Origin of the sequence: Streptomyces sp. CoH27, from assembly GCF_020181035.1 — a bacterium.
Classification (GTDB): domain Bacteria; phylum Actinomycetota; class Actinomycetes; order Streptomycetales; family Streptomycetaceae; genus Streptomyces; species Streptomyces camelliae.
In genome coordinates this window covers 53,266-73,106 of the sequence record NZ_JAIQYY010000006.1, presented here as the reverse complement: position 1 = coordinate 73,106, position 19,841 = coordinate 53,266, and the positions used below count along the sequence as shown (strand labels likewise).

Sequence of the window (19,841 nt, the reverse complement as noted above, 5' to 3'; positions counted from 1 at the left end):
GGAGATTGGCAGCGGAGCCCTTGTTTGTCCAGGTCACAGCGGTAACTGTCCGCATGGTGGGAACGGGTGTTGCGGCTGTGTGAACATCCCTCGTGCACCTTGCCACGCGTCGGCCGCCGGCCTGGGCCGCCGGTCGAGGGCGGGGTGGGAGGACCGGCGGCCCCTCCGCACAGGAGCCGTCATCCCGTGCGGGGCTGCCACCAGTTGACTGCGTAACGCCCAAGTCCGGGAGCGCGCACGGGAGTCCGGTGCGTGTGAAGCGTTCACACGGGGCGCGCACAAGCGAAGAAGCGCCGGGCGCACGCGCGAGACGTACGCCCGGCGCGCGTGATCCGAGCCGCCCTCACCACCCGCGCGCGTGCCACTCCGGCAGCTGCGGGCGCTCCGCGCCCAGCGTGGTGTCGTTGCCGTGCCCGGGATAGACCCAGGTCTCGTCGGGCAGCACGTCGAAGATCTTCGTCTCCACGTCGTGGATCAGGGTGGCGAATGCCGCCGGATCGCGGTGCGTGTTGCCGACGCCGCCCGGGAAGAGGCAGTCGCCGGTGAAGACGTGCGGGTGGCCGTGCGGGTCGTCGTAGACCAGCGCGATCGAACCCGGGGTATGCCCCACCAGATGCCGCGCGATGAGCTCCACGTTGCCCACCCTGATGACGTCGCCGTCGTCCACGAGCACGTCGGTGGGCACCGGGATACCCGAAGCGTCCTCGCGGCCCGCGTACGTACGCGCGCCCGTGGCCGCGACGACCTCCGCGAGCGCCTGCCAGTGATCACCGTGCTGATGCGTGGTGACGACGGACGCGATGCCGTCGTCACCGATCATGTTGAGCAGTGTCCTCGGCTCGCTCGCGGCATCGATCAGGAGCTGCTCGTCGGTGGCGCGGCAGCGCAGCAGATAGGCGTTGTTGTCCATCGAGCCGACCGCGATCTTCGTGATCATCAGGTCCTTGAGCTCGTGCACCTGCGCCGCTCCACCGACCTTGACCTCTCCGGTGTACGTCATGGTCATCAGCCTATAGCGGGGAGAGGTCCTGCGGACCGCCGACGGCTTACAGCGGAGGCAGCTTCGGCAGCGCGCCCTTCACGGTCAGGCCGGAGCCGTCGCGCCGCCCGGCGAGCCAGCCCAGGAGGTCGGCGGGCGTCCCCTCGGCGGCGACCGCCTCACCCCGCGCACCACCGCCCGTGGTCCAGTTCCGGCCATGGGCGGACAGGTTGGTCGAGGGCACCTCCGCGTGCCCGGCGAAGCGCCGCGCCAGGAAGCCGATCTCCCGCTCGGTGAACTCCGCCGGAAGATCCTCCAGCTCGTACCCGATCCCGAGGTCCACGTGGTGCAGCTCCACCTCGGCCCACCGGCGGAACGGCACCCGGGACGCGGAGTCGGTGACCCCGTTGCGCAGCTCGACGATGCGCGACCAGTCCGCCGGCGCGTCGCCCGCAGCCTGGAAGCGGGCCGCGCTTTCCCGCAGGTCGGCGAGCTGCGCGTCGAGGGGGCGCGGGGCGTCGCGTTCGATGTCGGTGTCGCGCACCTCGGAGCTCGCGTACATGGGCCGGCCCTCAAGAACGTTCGCGAGTGCGTCGGCGTTGCGGGCGAGGTGGGCGAGGACGTGCCCGCGGCTCCAGCCCGGAAGCCGTGACGGCTCGGCGAGCGAGGCGTTGTCCAGTCCGGTGACCGCGTCGAGGAGTCGTCCGGTCGCTTCACGTACACATGCCAGGTCATGAGCGTGATCAGTCATGGGCCTGACCCTAGCCCCGCCACACCTTTGGGTGAAGGTGGTGAAGCTCGTCCGCAAATCGAAAGCACGTGCTATATCGTCGGTGGTGGCGTCGGGCATGCTGGATGGCCGGGGGTTGTTATGCAACCGGGCAATCCGACCGACGTTGTCAGTGGCTCCCCCTAGTCTGAAGAAGCACGGGGGCCCCGCCCCTGTCACTTCTCTCAAGAAAGGTGCGGACCGGCGTGGCCGACCGTCTCATCGTCCGTGGCGCGCGCGAGCACAACCTCAAGAATGTCTCGCTCGACCTGCCTCGTGACTCGCTCATCGTCTTCACGGGCCTGTCCGGGTCGGGCAAGTCCTCCCTGGCCTTCGACACGATCTTCGCGGAGGGCCAGCGTCGCTACGTGGAGTCCCTCTCCTCGTACGCCCGGCAGTTCCTCGGCCAGATGGACAAGCCGGACGTCGACTTCATCGAGGGTCTGTCCCCGGCGGTCTCCATCGACCAGAAGTCGACCTCGCGCAACCCGCGCTCGACGGTCGGCACCATCACCGAGGTCTACGACTACCTGCGTCTGCTCTTCGCGCGCATCGGCAAGCCGCACTGCCCCGAGTGCAGCCGCCCGATCTCGCGCCAGTCGCCACAGGCCATCGTGGACAAGGTCCTGGAGCTGCCGGAGGGGAGCCGCTTCCAGGTGCTCTCGCCGCTCGTGCGCGAGCGCAAGGGCGAGTTCGTCGATCTCTTCGCCGACCTCCAGACCAAGGGCTACTCCCGCGCGCGCGTCGACGGCGAGACGATCCAGCTCTCCGACCCGCCGGCGCTGAAGAAGCAGGAGAAGCACACCATCGAGGTGGTCGTCGACCGCCTCACGGTCAAGGACTCCGCCAAGCGCCGCCTCACCGACTCGGTGGAGACCGCGCTCGGCCTGTCCGGCGGCATGATCGTGCTCGACTTCGTCGACCTCCCCGAGGACGACCCCGAGCGCGAGCGCATGTACTCGGAGCACCTGTACTGCCCGTACGACGACCTGTCCTTCGAGGAGCTGGAGCCCCGCTCCTTCTCCTTCAACTCGCCCTTCGGCGCCTGCCCCGAGTGCACCGGCATCGGCACGCGCATGGAGGTCGACCCCGAGCTGATCGTCCCGGACCCGGACAAGACGCTGGACGAGGGCGCCATCCACCCCTGGTCGCACGGGCACACCAAGGACTACTTCGGCCGGCTGATCGGCGCCCTCGCCGACGCGCTCGGCTTCCGCACGGACATCCCCTTCGCGGGCCTGCCCCAGCGCGCCAAGAAGGCCCTGCTCTACGGCCACAAGACCCAGATCGAGGTGCGCTACCGCAACCGCTACGGCCGCGAGCGCGTGTACACCACGCCCTTCGAGGGCGCGGTGCCCTTCGTCAAGCGCCGGCACAGCGAGTCCGAGAGCGACGCCAGCCGCGAGCGCTTCGAGGGCTACATGCGCGAGGTGCCCTGTCCCACCTGCGAGGGCACGCGTCTGAAGCCGATCGTCCTCGCGGTCACGATCATGGACAAGTCGATCGCCGAGGTCTCCGCGATGTCGATCAGCGACTGCGCGGACTTCCTGGGCGAGCTGAAGCTGAACGCCCGCGACAAGAAGATCGCGGAGCGGGTGCTGAAGGAGGTCAACGAGCGGCTGCGCTTCCTGGTCGACGTCGGCCTGGACTACCTCTCGCTCAACCGCGCGGCGGGCACCCTCTCCGGCGGCGAGGCCCAGCGCATCCGCCTGGCCACCCAGATCGGCTCCGGCCTCGTCGGCGTGCTGTACGTCCTCGACGAGCCCTCCATCGGCCTGCACCAGCGGGACAACCACCGGCTGATCGAGACCCTGGTCCGGCTGCGCGACATGGGCAACACGCTCATCGTCGTGGAGCACGACGAGGACACCATCAAGGTCGCCGACTGGGTCGTGGACATCGGCCCCGGTGCCGGTGAGCACGGCGGCAAGGTCGTGCACAGCGGCTCCCTGAAGGAGCTGCTCGCGAACACCGAGTCCCAGACGGGCGCGTACCTCTCGGGCCGCAAGTCGATCCCGCTGCCCGACATCCGCCGTCCCCACGACCCGTCCCGCCGGCTCACGGTGCACGGCGCCCGGGAGAACAACCTTCAGGACATCGACGTGTCCTTCCCGCTGGGCGTGTTCACGGCCGTCACGGGCGTCTCCGGCTCCGGTAAGTCGACGCTGGTCAACGACATCCTGTACACGCACCTGGCGCGCGAGCTGAACGGCGCGAGGAACGTCCCCGGACGGCACACGCGCGTGGACGGCGACGACTTGGTCGACAAGGTCGTGCACGTCGACCAGTCGCCCATCGGCCGCACCCCGCGGTCCAACCCGGCCACGTACACCGGAGTCTTCGACCACATCCGCAAGTTGTTCGCCGAGACCACCGAGGCGAAGGTCCGCGGCTACCAGCCCGGCCGCTTCTCCTTCAACGTCAAGGGCGGTCGCTGCGAGAACTGCGCGGGCGACGGCACGATCAAGATCGAGATGAACTTCCTCCCGGACGTCTACGTCCCGTGCGAGGTCTGCCACGGCGCCCGGTACAACCGGGAGACCCTGGAGGTCCACTACAAGGGCAAGTCCATCGCCGACGTGCTGAACATGCCGATCGAGGAGGCCACCGACTTCTTCGAGGCGGTCCCGGCCATCTCCCGGCACCTGCGGACGCTGAAGGACGTCGGCCTCGGCTACGTCCGCCTCGGCCAGTCCGCCACCACCCTCTCCGGTGGTGAGGCACAGCGGGTGAAGCTCGCCAGCGAGCTGCAGAAGCGGTCCACCGGACGCACGGTCTACGTCCTGGACGAGCCGACCACCGGTCTGCACTTCGAGGACATCAGCAAGCTGCTGACGGTCCTCGGCGGCCTCGTCGACAAGGGCAACACGGTCATCGTCATCGAGCACAACCTCGACGTGATCAAGACCGCCGACTGGGTCGTGGACATGGGCCCCGAAGGCGGCGCCGGCGGTGGCCTCGTGGTCGCCGAGGGCACGCCCGAGGAGGTCGCCGGGGTCCCGGCCAGCCACACCGGCAAGTTCCTGCGCGAGATCCTCGGTGCCGACCGCATCAGCGACGCGCAGTCGGTGAAGGCGCCGCGCACCACTACGGCCAGGAAGACGGCCGCGGCAAAGTCGACGGCGAAGAAGACGGTGACGGCCAAGGCCAACAGCACGGCGACCAAGAAGGCCGCCGCGGTCACGAAGAAGGCCACCCCGGCGAAGAAGACGACCCGGACCCGCAAGGCCTGACACCACATCGAAAAGATCTGCCGCGACATCAAGAAATCGGCGCCCCGTGGGAACTGCCCACGGGGCGCCGTTCGTTCATCCATCAGCCAGCCCGGCTCCGCGGTGCGACAGACCTACGCACACTGCGGGTCCGGCCGCACCTTGTCAACAGCACAGGGAAGACAGCCGGTTCACCACTCACCCAGCTCGGCCGCGTACGGCGGCTCGGCCCCCGCCCGCGAGCAGGTGATCGCCGCCGCCCTGGTTGCGAAGCGCAGCAGCCGCCTCCAGCCCTCCGTCCCGAGGGTGGCCAGCGCTTCCGCGGACAGCGCGTCCTGGGCGTGCAGCCCGTGCAGCAAGGCCGCGTTCACCGTGTCACCGGCGCCGATGGTGTCCACCACGGCGACCTGCTCACCCGGCACGGAGTACTCCCCGCCGTCCCGCGTGAACACCGTCAGACCGTCTCCACCCCGGGTCACCACGACCGCCGACGGCCCGGAGGCCAGCCACTCGCGCGGAGTGCCACCCAGCCACTCCGCGTCCTCCGCGGAGAGCTTCAGCAGCGTGACCGAGGGCAGCCAGCTCTTGAAACGCGCCCGGTAGGCGTCCGCGTCCGGAATCAGTCCCGCCCGGATGTTGGGGTCGAGCGCGGTGAACAGCCCCTGCCCGGCCGCCGCGTGCATCAGCTCCTCATAGGCGCTCGCCCCCGGTTCCAGGACGAGCGAGCAGGTGCCGAAGGACACCGCGCGCGTGCCGGCGGGCAGCACGGCGGGTGCGGTGAACAGCCGGTCGGCCGTGCCGTCGACGTAGAAGGAGTAGGCGGCGGAGCCGCCGGCGTCGAGCGTGGCCACCGCGAGGGTCGTCGGCTCCGGCCCGCGCTGGACACCCGACACCTCGACGCCTGCCCGCCGCAGCCCGTCGAGCAGGGCCTCACCGAAGGCGTCGCGCGAGGTCCGCGAGCAGAACGCCGTGGGTGAGCCGAGCCGGCCCAGGGCGACGGCGGTGTTGTACGGGCCACCGCCGAGCGCCGGCTTGAGGTCCGCGAGGGCACCGGGGCCCTGCGGTACCAGGTCGATCAGTGCCTCACCGGCGACGACGATCACGAGACGGCTCCCCTCTCGGACAGCGTGGATGGGTCGGTGTGCTCGGTTCTCCCGGCCCCGACCGGCTCTTCCGGGCAGCCGCAGGACGTGCGGTGCACGAACGCACACGACAGACGGAGCGTCCGGGCCGGCCGGCCCGGCTCGCCCAGCCGGTCCAGCAGCACCCGCACGGCCTGGGCGCCCAGCTCCCTGCTGGGCTGGGCGATGGCGGTGAGCCGGGGCGAGAACAGGTCCGCCCAGGCGAAGTCGTCGAAGCAGCACAGGGCGATGTCGTCCGGGACGGACAGTCCGTGCCGGCGCAGAGTGCGCAGCGCGCCGATGGTCATCGCGTTGTTTGCGGTGACCAGGGCCGTGGGCGGATCGGGCAGCGCGAGCAGGGCCGCCGTGGCCCGCTCGGCACCGGCGGACTCGGAGTCGCCGGACACGAGAAGCTGTTCGTCGTGCGCCAGACCGGCGGCGGTGAGGCCGTCCAGATAACCGGCGACGCGTTCTTCGGTGGTGCTCAGCCCGGGCAGGCCCGCGACCATCCCGATCCGCCGGTGTCCCATTCCGGCGAGATGGGTGACGAGGCGGGCGGTCGGTCCAGCGCCGTCCGCGCAGACCTGGTCGCACCACGGCACGTCCTGGCCGGGAGCGGCGCCCTCCTCACCACCGGCCGGGACGGCGCCCGGCACCTGGGTGTCGATCACCCGGTCCAGGAACACGGTGGGGACGGTGTGGCGGCGGAGGTAGCCGACGAGGGCGTGCGGACGCGCGGAGGGGGCGACGATCATGCCGTCCACCCGGCGCTCATGGAGGAGCTGAGCGACCTTGCGTTCATGTCCGGGGTCGTCGTGCGGGTCCGCGATGAGCAGGCTGTATCCCGCGTCCAGGGCGGCGGCCTCGACGCCCTGCAGGATCTCCGTGAAGTAGGGATTGCTGATCGCCGACACCGCGAGCCCGATGGAGCGGGTGCGGGAGGTCACCAGGGAGCGGGCCAGGGTGTTGGGGGTGTAGCCCAGGGTGTCGATGGCGTCCAGCACGGCCTGGCGGGTGTGGGGCAGCACCGGGCGCGTGTCGTTGAGGACGTGGGAGACGGTCGCCACGGAGACACCGGCACGGCGAGCGACGTCCGCCATGGTGGCCATCGCGTTCCCCTCTCTGAACCGTCGAGGCTGGGCATCACCGGCCCCTGCGGGGGCTCCGGCCCGGAACATATCCCATCGAGCACCCCCGCGTAAACGCTTGCGCAAGCGTTTACGTCCTCTGCCCGGACAGCTTCCGGCCCATCGTCCGGGCCCGCACCGCACCGCACTTTTGCCCCCAGCGCGCACGTGACGCCTCCCCCCACCGCGCCCCGCCACAGCACCCCTGCCTCCGCGCCCTCCGCGCTCCTCATCGTTCACACGCCCGCCTCCCCGCCCCTCCCCGCCCCTGTCCGTCCAGCTCCCCGCCCCCGCCGCAGGACCGGCCCTTCTGCCCGGGTATGGTCGCCCTGCACAGTCCTTGACCACTGGAGTTCCAGATGCCCGCCCGACCGTCCGCGAGCCGTCGTACCGTCCTTCGTGGGGCCGCCGTGGCCCCGGTCGCCGGGCTCGGCCTGGCCGCGTGCTCAGGGCCGGGCGGTGCCTTGGCCTCGGCCACCCCGACCGCGCCGGTCGATCTCGGTGCCGCGAGCGAGATCGCGGAGGGCGGCGCCAAGCTGTACCGGGATCACAACGTGGTCGTCAGCCGTGACAAGAGCGGTGCCCTGAAGGCGTACAGCACCATCTGCACGCACGCGGGGTGCGCCATCAACAAGCTGCAGGGGACGACCCTGATCTGCCCCTGCCACGACAGCCAGTTCGACGCCACGACGGGCAAGGTGGTCCAGCAGCCGGCCACCGAGCCCCTCGCCGAGCTGCCGGTGAAGGCGGCGGGCGGCAGGATCATCGCCGGGCCGGGCGCCTGACCGAAGACCGACGCGGCCCCCGCAGGCCCCGCCTGCCGTCAACCGGCCTGCGGCGCGCGGGGCTTCACTCCCAGGCCCAGGCGATGCCGACGATGCCCGGCCGGATGCGGGGCTCGACCACGTGGACGCAGTGGTGGGGTCCGGTGAGCGGCAGTTCCTGGCGGCCGCTGCGAGGGGCCGCCGGCGAGGGCTGGGTGAAGCGGTGGCAGTGTGCCGGGAGCGCGGCCGGGTTGAAGCGGACCTGGAGCGCGTACTGGCCGCCGGGCGCGCAGAAGCGGTGCAGATGCTCGCGGGAGGGCCCGGCCGTGCCGTCCTCGATGCCGTACCGGAAGAGGAAGGTGTCGCCGGAGCGCAGTCGGGTGCCGAAGAGCAGCTCGGCGACCAGTACGCCGGTGTGCTGGTCCCAGCGGACGCGTCCTGTGCGGCAGTTCTCCAGGGCCCGCACCCTGATGTCCTGCGGCCGGCAGCCGGGGTCGCCGTGGTGCACGGCGAGGAACCGGTCGACGCCGTCACGGTGGGCCCGCACGATGTGGTGAGCCTCGCGGCCCGCCAGCTCGCGCCGGGCGCCGATCCGGACGTGTTCGTGATGGCCGAGGGTGTGCAGTCCGTCGTCGCAGGGCCTGCCGAGGTCGGCCCGGAGCCGGTTCAGGACGTCGGATGCCTCGATGAGGGCGCGGTAGGAACGGGTCCCCGGGTGGCCGGCGGCCGTGCGTTCATGGGCGTCGGTGAGCAGCCGGATCAGTGACTCGTCCGGCAGCTGGAGGATCTCCTCCAGTGCTCGTACGGCCCGCAGCGACTCGGGGCGCTGGGGGCGGCGGGCGCCCTGCTGCCAGTAACTCAGGCTGGTCACCCCGACCTTGACCCCGTGCCGGGACAGATGATGCTGGACGCGCTGGAGCGGCAGTCCGCGAGCGGCGATCGCGGCGCGCAGCGCCACGTGGAAGGGGCCGCCCCGCAGGGCCGTGTCCAGTTCCGCGGTGGGGACGTCCGCGTGCTCGGTGGCATGCCGCATGCCGAGGCGCCTTTCTGTGTGGTGTCGCTACGGCTGGTCAGACCGTCTGCGCTGGTGTGCGGGGTCACCCTCGTGGGCGCTGTGGACGCCCGTGGCTGCACAAGCCGCGTCCCGTTGTACGGACGTGCTCGGCCCCGAGTTCCCCCGCATTGAAGCGTGTTGACCAGACCCCGACAACACCCCGAACCCGCCATGACCCCACCCGGCCGGGGCATGGCGCGCCGCCGGAACCGTCGCTCAGCGGAGCCGCGTCGGCGTCCGCCCGCCGCATGCGAGGATCGACGGGGGACGGAGACCTGGGCATTCGCGGGTGACACAGCCGCCATGACGCCCGAGGAGGCGGTCGCCGGGCTGCGGCGGCGGATCGTCGACGGGCGTCTCGAAACCTGGTTCACCAGCTCCGCCGGGCTCCTGTTGAAGGTGCTGACCAACAGCGAGCCCGCTCTGGTGATGCTCCTCGACGGGGACGACGACCCGGGCGGGCACGCGATCATCGCCGGAGCCGGAGCCGGAGCCGGAGCCGGAGCCGGAGCCGGAGCCGGAGCCGGAGCCGGAGCCGGAGCCGGAGCCGGAGCCGGAGGCTTGCGCGGGGGCTTCCGGCTCGCGAACGGGCAGTGCGACACGTACCCCGACGAGGACACCGTGCCGATCGGCGCGGCGCTCCGGATCGTCCAGCCGGTGATCGACAACGGTGTGCCGCCGGCCGATGCGGGGTGGTGCGGGGACGGGTGAGCGGCGCGAGGCGGGCGTTGTCCACAGGCCCGACGCGGTGTCGGTGCTCGCCAGTAGGGTGTGAGACATGGCCGACCCCTCCAGCTACCGCCCCAGGCCGGGTGAGATCCCGGACTCTCCGGGGGTGTACAGGTTCCGTGACGAGCACCGCCGGGTGATCTACGTCGGAAAGGCGAAAAGCCTGCGCCACCGCCTGGCGAACTACTTCCAGGACCTGGCGAACCTGCACCCGCGCACCCGGACGATGGTGACTACCGCCGCGTCCGTGGAGTGGACCGTGGTGTCCACGGAGGTCGAGGCGCTCCAGCTGGAGTACTCCTGGATCAAGGAGTACGACCCCCGGTTCAACGTCAAGTACCGCGACGACAAGAGCTACCCGTACCTCGCGGTGACGATGAACGAGGAGTTCCCGCGCGTGCAGGTGATGCGCGGTCACAAGAAGAAGGGCGTGCGGTACTTCGGGCCGTACGCGCACGCCTGGGCCATCCGGGACACCGTCGACCTGCTCCTGCGCGTCTTCCCGGTGCGTACCTGCTCGGCCGGCGTGTTCAAGAACGCCGCCCGCACCGGCCGGCCCTGCCTGCTCGGCTACATCGGCAAGTGCTCGGCCCCCTGTGTCGGCCGGATCAGCCCCGAGGACCACCAGGACCTGGCCGAGGAGTTCTGCGACTTCATGGCCGGACGCACCGGTACCTACCTGCGCCGGCTGGAAAAGCAGATGATGGCGGCGGCCGAGGAGATGGAGTACGAGCGAGCCGCCCGGCTGCGCGACGACATCGAGGCCCTGAAGAAGGCTATGGAGAAGAACGCGGTCGTGCTCGCCGACGCGACCGACGCCGACCTCATCGCCGTCGCCGAGGACGAACTGGAGGCGGCCGTCCAGATCTTCCACGTGCGCGGTGGCCGGGTGCGTGGCCAGCGCGGCTGGGTGACCGACAAGGTCGAGGACGTCACCACCGGCGCACTGGTCGAGCACGCTCTGCAGCAGCTGTACGGCGAGGAGACCGGGGACGCCGTGCCGAAGGAGGTGCTGGTCCCGGCCCTGCCTGAGCCGGTCGAGCCGGTCCAGGAGTGGCTGACCGGCCGACGTGGGGCGAACGTATCGCTGCGCATCCCGCAGCGCGGCGACAAGAAGGCGCTCATGGAGACCGTGCAGCGCAACGCCCAGCAGGCCCTCGCGCTGCACAAGACCAAGCGCGCCTCCGACCTGACCACGCGCTCGCGTGCCCTGGAGGAGATCGCCGAGGCCCTCGACCTGGACAGCGCCCCGCTCCGGATCGAGTGCTACGACATCTCGCATCTCCAGGGGGACGACGTGGTCGCCTCCATGGTCGTCTTCGAGGACGGCCTGCAGCGCAAGAGTGAGTATCGCCGCTTCCAGATCAAGAGTTTCGCCGGGCAGGACGACGTCCGCTCCATGCACGAGGTGATCAGCCGCCGCTTCCGGCGCTACCTCGCCGAGAAGGAGCGGACGGGGGAGTGGGCCGACGGCGAGGAGGACATGGCCGGTGGCGAGTCCGTGCTGACCGGCACGGACGAGATCACGAACTCCCTCAAGGACGACGACGGCCGCCCCAGGAAGTTCGCCTACCCGCCGCAGCTCGTCGTGGTCGACGGCGGCCAGCCGCAGGTCGTGGCGGCCCGGCGCGCCCTGGACGAGCTGGGCATCGACGACATCGCCGTGTGCGGCCTCGCCAAGCGCCTGGAGGAGGTCTGGGTGCCCGGCGAGGACGACCCGGTGGTCCTGCCGCGCACCAGCGAGGGCCTCTATCTGCTCCAGCGCGTGCGGGACGAGGCTCACCGCTTCGCGATCACCTACCAGCGCACCAAGCGGGCCAAACGCTTCCGCGCCGGCCCCCTGGACGACGTCCCCGGCCTGGGCGAGACCCGCAAACAGGCGCTCATCAAGCATTTCGGCTCGGTGAAGAAGCTCCGGGCCGCCACAATCGAACAGATCCAGGAGGTGCCCGGGATAGGCCGGAAGACGGCCGAGACCATCGCCGCGGCCCTCGCCCAGGCGGCCCCGGCCGCACCCGCCGTGAACACGGCGACCGGAGAGATCATTGAAGACGAGGAACCCGACACGGCGGGCGGTTCCTCGGGGGAGCCCGTATCCGCGGGTCTCCCGGACGAACGACGGGGGCAGGAGACATGACCGAGCACGACGCACAGCCCACGACAGAGCGAGATACGGCGCCTAAGGAAGCGGGCCAGGACCGGCCCCAGACGGCGGCCGGCGATCAGCACGCGGTCCAGGAAAACGGAGCACAGGTGAGTACGGACGTCACGGCGGCCGCGGCCCCCGAAGCGGCCATCCCCGAACTGGTGATCATCTCCGGCATGTCCGGAGCGGGCCGGTCGACGGCGGCGAAGTGTCTGGAGGACCTCGGCTGGTTCGTCGTGGACAACCTCCCGCCCGCCCTCATCCCCACCATGGTGGAGCTGGGCGCCCGCTCGCAGGGCAACGTGGCGCGGATCGCCGTCGTCGTGGACGTGCGCGGGCGGCGCTTCTTCGACAACCTGCGCGAGTCCCTCGCCGACCTGGACACCCGGGGCGTCACCCGGCGGATCGTCTTCCTGGAGTCCTCCGACGAGGCCCTGGTGCGCCGCTTCGAGTCGGTGCGCCGCCCGCACCCGCTCCAGGGCGACGGCCGCATCGTGGACGGCATCGTCGCCGAGCGTGAGCTGTTGCGCGAGCTGCGCGGGGACGCCGACCTGGTGATCGACACCTCCAGCCTCAACGTGCACGAGCTGCGCGCCAAGATGGACGCCCAGTTCGCCGGCGAGGAGGAGCCCGAGCTGCGGGCCACCGTCATGTCGTTCGGCTTCAAGTACGGCCTGCCGGTCGACGCCGACCTGGTCGCGGACATGCGGTTCCTGCCCAACCCGCACTGGGTCCCGGAGCTGCGCCCGTACTCCGGGCTCAACGAGGAAGTCGCCGCCTACGTCTTCAACCAGCCCGGCGCGAAGGAGTTCCTCGACCGCTACGCCGAGCTGCTGCGCCTGATCGCGGCCGGCTACCGGCGCGAGGGCAAGCGGTATGTGACCATCGCCATCGGCTGTACGGGCGGTAAGCACCGCTCGGTGGCGATGTCGGAGAAGCTCGCCGCGCGTCTCGCGGCCGAGGGCGTGGAGACGGTGGTCGTACACCGGGACATGGGACGGGAATGACGGAACGTACACCGCGGCTGAGCAGGCTGCGCCGGATGGTGCCCGAGTCGCGCGCCGGCCGCCCGGCCGAACCCCGCGGCGGCCGGCCCCGCCGCCGGGGAGCCCAGCCCAAGGTCGTCGCGCTCGGCGGCGGCATGGGCCTGTCCGCCTCGCTCGCCGCACTGCGCCGGATCACCGGCGACCTCACCGCCGTGGTCACCGTGGCCGACGACGGCGGTTCCAGCGGCCGGCTCCGGGACGAGCTGGGCGTGCTGCCGCCCGGCGATCTGCGCAAGGCGCTGGCCGCGCTGTGCGGGGACGACGACTGGGGCCAGACCTGGGCCCGGGTCATCCAGCACCGCTTCCAGTCGCAGGGTGACCTGCACGAGCACGCGGTCGGCAATCTGCTGATCGTCGCCCTGTGGGAGCAGCTCGGCGACCATGTGCAGGCCCTGGACCTGGTCGGCAAGCTGCTCGGCGCGCACGGCCGCGTGCTGCCCATGTCGGCCGTGCCGCTGGAGCTGCAGGCCCTGGTCAAGGGGCACGACCCGGAGCGCCCGGACGACGTGGACACGGTGCGCGGACAGGCGACGGTCGCGCTCACGCCGGGTGAGGTGCAGTCCGTGCACCTGGTGCCGAACGACCCGCCGGCCGTCCCGGAGGCCGTCGCCGCGGTACTGGACGCGGACTGGGTGGTGCTCGGCCCCGGTTCCTGGTTCTCCTCGGTGATCCCGCACCTGCTCGTCCCCGAGCTGCTGGACGCCCTCACCGAGACCAAGGCACGCAAGGTGCTGTCCTTGAACCTCGCCCCGCAGCCCGGAGAAACAGAGGGCTTCTCACCGCAGCGTCATTTGGAGGTTTTGGGGCGACACGCCCCTAAACTCGCCCTGGACGTGGTGCTGGCCGACGAGGCCGCCGTGCCCGACCGCGACTCGCTCACCGAGGCCGCCGAGCGGCTGGGAGCCGCGGTCGAGCTGGCGCCGGTGGCCCGGACCGACGGCACTCCCCGGCACGACCCGGAGCTGTTGGCCGCCGCGTACGACCGTATTTTTCGGATGCATGGAAGGATCGGCCCATGGCGATGACGGCAGCGGTGAAGGACGAGATCTCCCGGCTCCCCGTCACCCGGACCTGCTGCAGGAAGGCGGAGGTCTCCGCCATTCTGCGGTTCGCCGGCGGCCTTCACCTGGTGAGCGGGCGCATCGTGATCGAGGCGGAGCTGGACACCGCGATGGCGGCCCGTCGCCTCAAGCGGGACATCCTGGAGATCTTCGGCCACAGCTCCGAGCTGATCGTGATGGCGCCCGGCGGGCTGCGTCGCGGCTCGCGGTACGTCGTCCGGGTCGTGGCGGGCGGTGACCAGCTGGCCCGCCAGACGGGTCTGGTCGACGGCCGGGGTCGCCCGATCCGCGGGCTGCCCCCGCAGGTGGTCTCCGGGGCCACCTGTGACGCGGAGGCGGCCTGGCGCGGGGCCTTCCTGGCGCACGGCTCGCTGACCGAGCCCGGCCGTTCCTCCTCCCTGGAGGTGACCTGCCCGGGTCCGGAGGCCGCGCTCGCGCTGGTCGGCGCCGCCCGTCGGCTGTCGATCGCTGCGAAGGCCCGTGAGGTGCGGGGTGTGGACCGGGTGGTCGTGCGCGACGGCGACGCGATCGGCGCGCTGCTGACCCGGCTCGGGGCGCACGAGTCGGTGCTGGCCTGGGAGGAGCGCCGGATGCGCCGCGAGGTGCGGGCCACGGCCAACCGGCTCGCCAACTTCGACGACGCCAACCTGCGCCGTTCGGCCCGCGCCGCCGTGGCCGCCGGTGCCCGGGTGCAGCGGGCGCTGGAGATCCTCGGCGAGGAGGTGCCCGAGCACCTCGCGGCCGCGGGGCGCCTGCGCATGGAGCACAAGCAGGCCTCGCTGGAGGAGCTGGGCGCGCTCGCCGACCCGCCGCTGACCAAGGACGCGGTGGCGGGCCGGATCCGCCGCCTGCTGGCGATGGCCGACAAGCGCGCCACCGACCTGGGCATCCCGGGCACGGAGGCCAACCTCACCGAGGAGCTGGCGGACAACCTGGCCGGCTGACGCCGTGTGAACAGGCCGGTGCGGAGGCCCAGTTGGGGCTTCGGCGCCGGCTTCTTCACACCTGCCCAGGCTCCGGTGGCGCGTCCATGAGGCACACGTGCGTGTGCGAGGCCGCGTGAGCTCGATCGTGTGATGGCCTGCATCAGAAGCTTGCGGGGCTTTGACTGGGCCGGGACAGCATCGCTGAGCGGTCTGGCACGTTGGGTTCGGCGCCGGCGAGCGGGTCCCTGTTGCGTCGGCGAGATGGGTCAGGGCCTCTTCGCCGCCTCTGGCCGCGCCCACGTGGTCAGGTCGTGGGGGACTTCGCCCGCCCGGCTCGGACCACGGGCGCGATCCTGGTCGCCGCCCGGGACGCGAAAGCGGATGACCGGTGTGCCCAAGACCGTTCGGGGCGTGCCGGTGCACGGTACCTGCACGCACCGCCACCGCCTCTGCTTCCTCGGCAGTTGGAGGCGTACGTCCTCGGCAGTTGGAGGCGTACGACGCAGCGCAGCCGGCGGTGTCCGTAGCGCACGTTCCGTCACTCCGGTGACGGAACGGTGGACCCACTACTCCCTGGGCGCCCACGGATGTACGACGACGCCGAGAGCCCCGGCCGTGAGCGGCGGGGCGCCGGTGCGGCCGCCGCCGTGCACACCGACCACGCCTACCAGCGGCTCACCCGCTCCGTCGACCTCACCGGGGTCGACGCGGCCGACGAGCCGGCCCTGAGCACCCGGCTGATGTGGGGCACCGAGCCCGGCGACGACGTCGCGCTCATGACCGGCGGCACGGCGAAGCAGGGCGAGGGCTTCGAGACCTCCCTGGGCGCCTGGCGCATGCCCGGACCGCCCCCGGGCAGCCCGGCCGCACTGAAGGACTGGACACGTACCGGGGCGCTGCACCGGACCTGAGGGCGGTGACCACGGACGACACCGTGCTGCTCGGTTCGGTCCGGAGCAGGTGCCGTCGGCGGCCGGCCGGACGGCCCTGCTGCGGACGGCGTTCGCCGCGCTGGGCGCGTGAGGGGCGCCACGTTGACAGATCCCGCTCGCCTTGTTCCAACAGGTGAGCGGGAGGCCTCTCAACGGTGCGCGAAACGGGCCCCGTCGAGCCCTGATCAAGTGAGCCGACGCGCTCACGAACGAGTGAACGGAGCGTAAAAACCGCCGGGCATTCCCTACCGAATATGGGTGAATCAACTGCTGATCCGAGGCGGTCCGTACCTCTACTGGCGGGTACGGAACGCCTGCCCGTGTATGGGCCATCTCGATGTCACCCCGGGGCCCGCAGCGGGGTAGGGTCGGTGGTGGTCGGGGACATCCCAAACAGAGCTCGCCGGCACCGCATGGCCGGCGTACCAACGAGGAGATCGGTTCGTGACGATCCGCGTAGGCATCAACGGCTTCGGCCGCATCGGGCGTAACTACTTCCGCGCGCTGCTGGAGCAGGGTGCTGACATCGAGGTTGTGGCTGTCAACGACCTGGGTGACACGGCGACCACCGCGCACCTGCTCAAGTACGACACGATCCTGGGTCGCCTCAAGGCTGAGGTCTCCCACACCGCCGACACCATCACCGTCGACGGTCACACCATCAAGGTGCTCTCCGAGCGCAACCCGGCCGACATCCCCTGGGGTGAGCTGGGCGTCGACATCGTCATCGAGTCGACCGGCATCTTCACCAACAAGGCGGACGCCGAGAAGCACCTCGCCGGCGGCGCCAAGAAGGTCCTCATCTCGGCTCCGGCCAAGGACGAGGACATCACCATCGTGATGGGCGTCAACCAGGACAAGTACGACGCGGCGAACCACCACGTCATCTCCAACGCCTCCTGCACCACCAACTGTGTGGCCCCGATGGCGAAGGTCCTGGACGAGAACTTCGGCATCGTCAAGGGTCTGATGACCACGGTGCACGCGTACACCAACGACCAGCGCATCCTGGACTTCCCGCACAAGGACCTGCGCCGCGCCCGCGCCGCCGCCGAGAACATCATCCCGACCACCACCGGTGCCGCCAAGGCCACCGCCCTGGTCCTGCCGCAGCTCAAGGGCAAGCTGGACGGCATCGCCATGCGCGTCCCGGTCCCGACCGGCTCGGTCACCGACCTGGTCGTCGAGCTCGGCCGCGAGGTCACCAAGGAAGAGGTCAACGCCGCCTTCCAGAAGGCCGCCGAGGGCGAGCTGAAGGGCCTCCTCGACTACACCGAGGACCCGATCGTCTCCTCGGACATCGTCAACGCCCCGGCGTCCTGCACCTTCGACTCCTCCCTGACCATGGTCCAGGAGGGCAAGAACGTGAAGGTCATCGGCTGGTACGACAACGAGTGGGGCTACTCCAACCGCCTCGTGGACCTCACGGTCTTCGTCGGCGGCCAGCTCTGATCGTCGCAGCAAGGTCTTGAAGTGAGAGCAGGGCTCGGGCAGCGCACCGCCGCGCTGTCCGGGCCCTGTCCTGCGCCCGGACCACGTCCTTTTACGATCAGGTGCACCACGAGCCCTCCTCAGGAGTCCACTCAATGAAGACGATCGACGAACTTCTCGCCGACGGCGTGAGCGGTAAGCGGGTTTTCGTCCGCGCCGACCTCAACGTGCCGCTGGACGGCACCACCATCACCGACGACGGCCGTATCCGCGCCGTCCTGCCCACCGTCAAGGCCCTGGCGGACGCCGGCGCCAAGGTGGTCGTCGCCTCGCACCTGGGCCGCCCGAAGGGTGCCCCGGACCCCGCGTTCTCGCTGCTGCCCGCCGCCGAACGCCTCGGTGAACTGCTCGGCGCCCCGGTCGCCTTCGCCCAGGACACCGTCGGCCCCGCCGCCCACGACGCCGTCGACGGCCTCCAGCCCGGCCAGGTCGCGGTCATCGAGAACCTGCGCTTCAACGCCGGCGAGACGTCCAAGGACGACACCGAGCGCGGCGAGTTCGCCGACCGGCTCGCCGCCCTCGCCGACGTCTACGTCGGTGACGGATTCGGTGCCGTGCACCGCAAGCACGCCTCCGTCTTCGACCTGCCGAAGAGGCTGCCGCACTACGCCGGCCACCTCATCGCCACCGAGGTCGGCGTCCTGAAGAAGCTCACCGAGGACGTCCAGCGCCCCTACGTCGTCGCGCTCGGCGGTGCCAAGGTCTCCGACAAGCTCGCCGTCATCGACCAGCTGCTCGGCAAGGCCGACCGTCTCCTCATCGGCGGCGGCATGGCCTACACCTTCCTCAGGGCCAAGGGCTACGAGGTCGGCATCTCCCTCCTGCAGGAGGACCAGATCCCGGCCGTCACGGAGTACATGGAGCGCGCCGAGAAGCAGGGCGTCGAGCTGGTGCTCCCTGTCGACGTCCTGGTCGCCCGGGAGTTCCCGGACCTGAAGACCAAGGCGCCGGCCGACTACACCGTGGTCGACGCGGACAAGATCCCCGCCGACCAGGAGGGCCTGGACATCGGCCCGAAGACCCGAGAGCTGTACGCCTCGAAGCTCACCGACGCCGCGACCGTCTTCTGGAACGGTCCCATGGGCGTCTTCGAACACCCCGACTACGCCGGAGGCACCCGGGCCGTGGCCCAGGCCCTCCTCGACTCGGACGGCTTCACCGTCGTCGGCGGCGGCGACTCGGCCGCGGCCGTGCGTACGCTCGGCTTCGACGAGAAGGCGTTCGGACACATCTCGACCGGTGGCGGCGCCTCCCTCGAATACCTTGAGGGCAAGACGCTCCCCGGCCTCGCCGCACTGGAGGACTGACCCCGCATGACCACTCGCACGCCGCTGATGGCGGGCAACTGGAAGATGAACCTCAACCACCTTGAGGCCATCGCACACGTCCAGAAGCTCGCCTTCGCCCTGTCCGACAAGGACTACGAGGCCGTCGAGGTCGCCGTCCTGCCGCCCTTCACCGACCTGCGCTCCGTGCAGACCGTGGTCGAGGGCGACAAGTACAAGATCAAGTACGGCGCCCAGGACATCTCGCAGCACGAGTCCGGCGCCTACACCGGGGAGATCTCCGGTGCCATGCTCGCCAAGCTGAAGTGCACGTTCGTGGCCATCGGCCACTCCGAGCGCCGTCAGTACCACCACGAGACCGACGAGCTCGTGAACGCCAAGGTCAAGGCCGCCTACAAGCACGGCATCACCCCGATCCTGTGCGTCGGTGAGGAGCTGGACGTCCGCGAGGCGGGCAACCACGTCGGCCACACCCTCGCCCAGGTCGAGGGCGGTCTGAAGGACCTCCCGGCCGAGCAGGCCGAGACCATCGTGATCGCCTACGAGCCCGTGTGGGCCATCGGCACCGGCAAGGTCTGCGGCGCCGAGGACGCGCAGGAGGTCTGCGCCGCCATCCGCGCCAAGCTCGCCGAGCTGTACTCGCAGGACGTGGCCGACAAGATCCGCATCCAGTACGGCGGCTCCGTCAAGGCGGGCAACGTCGCGGAGATCATGGCGCAGGCCGACATCGACGGCGCCCTGGTCGGCGGTGCCTCGCTGGACGCCGACGAGTTCGTCAAGATCGTGCGCTTCCGCGATCAGTGACGCCCGCGGTGAGTAGGCGGTAGCGGCGATACGTCGTACTCTTGCGGGGGCACAGCCGAGGTGCTGTGCCCCCGTCGTCCATCCGAATCCGAGGAAGTTGGTCCAGCCGTGGTTTTGGGGTTCTCGATCGCCCTGATCGTCTTCAGCCTGCTGCTGATGCTGCTGGTGCTGATGCACAAGGGAAAGGGCGGCGGCCTCTCCGACATGTTCGGTGGCGGCATGCAGTCGTCCGTCGGCGGCTCCTCGGTCGCCGAGCGCAACCTCGACCGGATCACCATCGTGATCGGCCTGCTGTGGTTCGCGTGCATCATCGTCCTCGGCATCCTGATGAAGTCGAACGGCTGACACTTCCGCACAGCGCACACATCACGCATATTCGGTACGTAAGGCCCCA

16 protein-coding genes and 1 pseudogene are annotated in these 19,841 nt (G+C 70.6%); 12 read left to right on the top strand and 5 right to left on the bottom strand.

The genetic code is table 11. From position 1 onward, the window contains the following. Positions 1 to 343 precede the first annotated feature (343 nt). Both LE548_RS11010 and LE548_RS11005 read right to left on the bottom strand, forming a co-directional pair. On the bottom strand, positions 344 to 1,000 hold the full coding sequence (locus tag LE548_RS11010) for an MBL fold metallo-hydrolase (protein WP_225096518.1): 657 nt from the start codon (positions 998 to 1,000) through the stop codon (positions 344 to 346). 46 nt (positions 1,001 to 1,046) lie between these two features. Further along, positions 1,047 to 1,730, bottom strand: a complete 684-nt coding sequence (locus LE548_RS11005; RefSeq protein ID WP_225096517.1) for a maleylpyruvate isomerase family mycothiol-dependent enzyme — start codon at positions 1,728 to 1,730, stop codon at positions 1,047 to 1,049. A 224-nt stretch (positions 1,731 to 1,954) separates the two neighbouring features. Here LE548_RS11005 and uvrA point away from each other — a divergent pair, with 224 nt between their 5' ends. After that, positions 1,955 to 4,981 carry an excinuclease ABC subunit UvrA gene (gene uvrA, locus LE548_RS11000; RefSeq protein WP_225096516.1) on the top strand — a complete coding sequence of 1,009 codons (3,027 nt, stop codon included), beginning with the start codon at positions 1,955 to 1,957 and terminating at the stop codon, positions 4,979 to 4,981. Positions 4,982 to 5,151: 170 nt separating this feature from the next. Here uvrA and LE548_RS10995 read toward each other — a convergent pair whose 3' ends face one another. Continuing rightward, positions 5,152 to 6,063, bottom strand: coding sequence for a carbohydrate kinase (locus tag LE548_RS10995; protein WP_225096515.1), 912 nt, complete (start codon positions 6,061 to 6,063; stop codon positions 5,152 to 5,154). After that, positions 6,060 to 7,190, bottom strand: coding sequence for a LacI family DNA-binding transcriptional regulator (locus LE548_RS10990; protein ID WP_225096514.1), 1,131 nt, complete (start codon positions 7,188 to 7,190; stop codon positions 6,060 to 6,062). Before LE548_RS10990 ends, LE548_RS10995 begins: the two co-directional genes overlap by 4 nt. Positions 7,191 to 7,567: 377 nt before the next feature. Here LE548_RS10990 and LE548_RS10985 point away from each other — a divergent pair, with 377 nt between their 5' ends. Next, positions 7,568 to 7,993, top strand: coding sequence for a Rieske (2Fe-2S) protein (locus LE548_RS10985; RefSeq protein WP_225096513.1), 426 nt, complete (start codon positions 7,568 to 7,570; stop codon positions 7,991 to 7,993). A gap of 64 nt (positions 7,994 to 8,057) precedes the next feature. On the opposite strand, the gene LE548_RS10980 is transcribed toward LE548_RS10985, so the two are convergent. Continuing rightward, the gene (locus LE548_RS10980; protein WP_225096512.1) at positions 8,058 to 9,005 is read right to left on the bottom strand and encodes a hypothetical protein; all 948 of its coding nucleotides are present in this window, start codon (positions 9,003 to 9,005) and stop codon (positions 8,058 to 8,060) included. Positions 9,006 to 9,329: 324 nt separating this feature from the next. Between LE548_RS10980 and LE548_RS10975 the strand changes: the two genes are divergently transcribed. The 10 genes and pseudogenes from LE548_RS10975 to secG all read left to right on the top strand — a co-directional run bounded on the left by LE548_RS10975 (position 9,330) and on the right by secG (position 19,792). Further along, positions 9,330 to 9,737, top strand: a complete 408-nt coding sequence (locus LE548_RS10975) for a hypothetical protein (protein WP_225096511.1) — start codon at positions 9,330 to 9,332, stop codon at positions 9,735 to 9,737. 67 nt (positions 9,738 to 9,804) lie between these two features. Beyond that, positions 9,805 to 11,892 carry an excinuclease ABC subunit UvrC gene (uvrC, locus tag LE548_RS10970; protein ID WP_225096510.1) on the top strand — a complete coding sequence of 696 codons (2,088 nt, stop codon included), beginning with the start codon at positions 9,805 to 9,807 and terminating at the stop codon, positions 11,890 to 11,892. Further along, positions 11,889 to 12,908, top strand: a complete 1,020-nt coding sequence (gene rapZ, locus LE548_RS10965; RefSeq protein ID WP_225096509.1) for an RNase adapter RapZ — start codon at positions 11,889 to 11,891, stop codon at positions 12,906 to 12,908. The genes uvrC and rapZ overlap by 4 nt, the downstream gene beginning before the upstream one ends. Continuing rightward, positions 12,905 to 13,972 carry a uridine diphosphate-N-acetylglucosamine-binding protein YvcK gene (gene yvcK, locus LE548_RS10960; RefSeq protein ID WP_225096508.1) on the top strand — a complete coding sequence of 356 codons (1,068 nt, stop codon included), beginning with the start codon at positions 12,905 to 12,907 and terminating at the stop codon, positions 13,970 to 13,972. Before rapZ ends, yvcK begins: the two co-directional genes overlap by 4 nt. Beyond that, positions 13,963 to 14,952: a DNA-binding protein WhiA gene (gene whiA / locus LE548_RS10955; RefSeq protein WP_225096507.1), complete on the top strand. Its 990-nt coding sequence runs from the start codon at positions 13,963 to 13,965 to the stop codon at positions 14,950 to 14,952. Before yvcK ends, whiA begins: the two co-directional genes overlap by 10 nt. Before the next feature lie 608 nt (positions 14,953 to 15,560). Further along, positions 15,561 to 15,957, top strand: a pseudogene (locus tag LE548_RS10950) (zinc carboxypeptidase); the annotation flags it as partial. 353 nt (positions 15,958 to 16,310) lie between these two features. Beyond that, positions 16,311 to 17,318: a type I glyceraldehyde-3-phosphate dehydrogenase gene (gene gap, locus LE548_RS10945; RefSeq protein ID WP_225096506.1), complete on the top strand. Its 1,008-nt coding sequence runs from the start codon at positions 16,311 to 16,313 to the stop codon at positions 17,316 to 17,318. A 134-nt stretch (positions 17,319 to 17,452) separates the two neighbouring features. After that, entirely contained in the window at positions 17,453 to 18,664 is a 1,212-nt protein-coding gene (gene pgk, locus LE548_RS10940) for a phosphoglycerate kinase (RefSeq protein WP_225096505.1), read from the top strand. A 6-nt stretch (positions 18,665 to 18,670) separates the two neighbouring features. After that, positions 18,671 to 19,447: a triose-phosphate isomerase gene (gene tpiA, locus LE548_RS10935; RefSeq protein ID WP_225096504.1), complete on the top strand. Its 777-nt coding sequence runs from the start codon at positions 18,671 to 18,673 to the stop codon at positions 19,445 to 19,447. Positions 19,448 to 19,561: 114 nt separating this feature from the next. Further along, a complete protein-coding gene (gene secG, locus LE548_RS10930; RefSeq protein ID WP_225096816.1) occupies positions 19,562 to 19,792 on the top strand; it encodes a preprotein translocase subunit SecG in 231 nt (76 codons plus the stop codon). Positions 19,793 to 19,841: the final 49 nt, after the last annotated feature.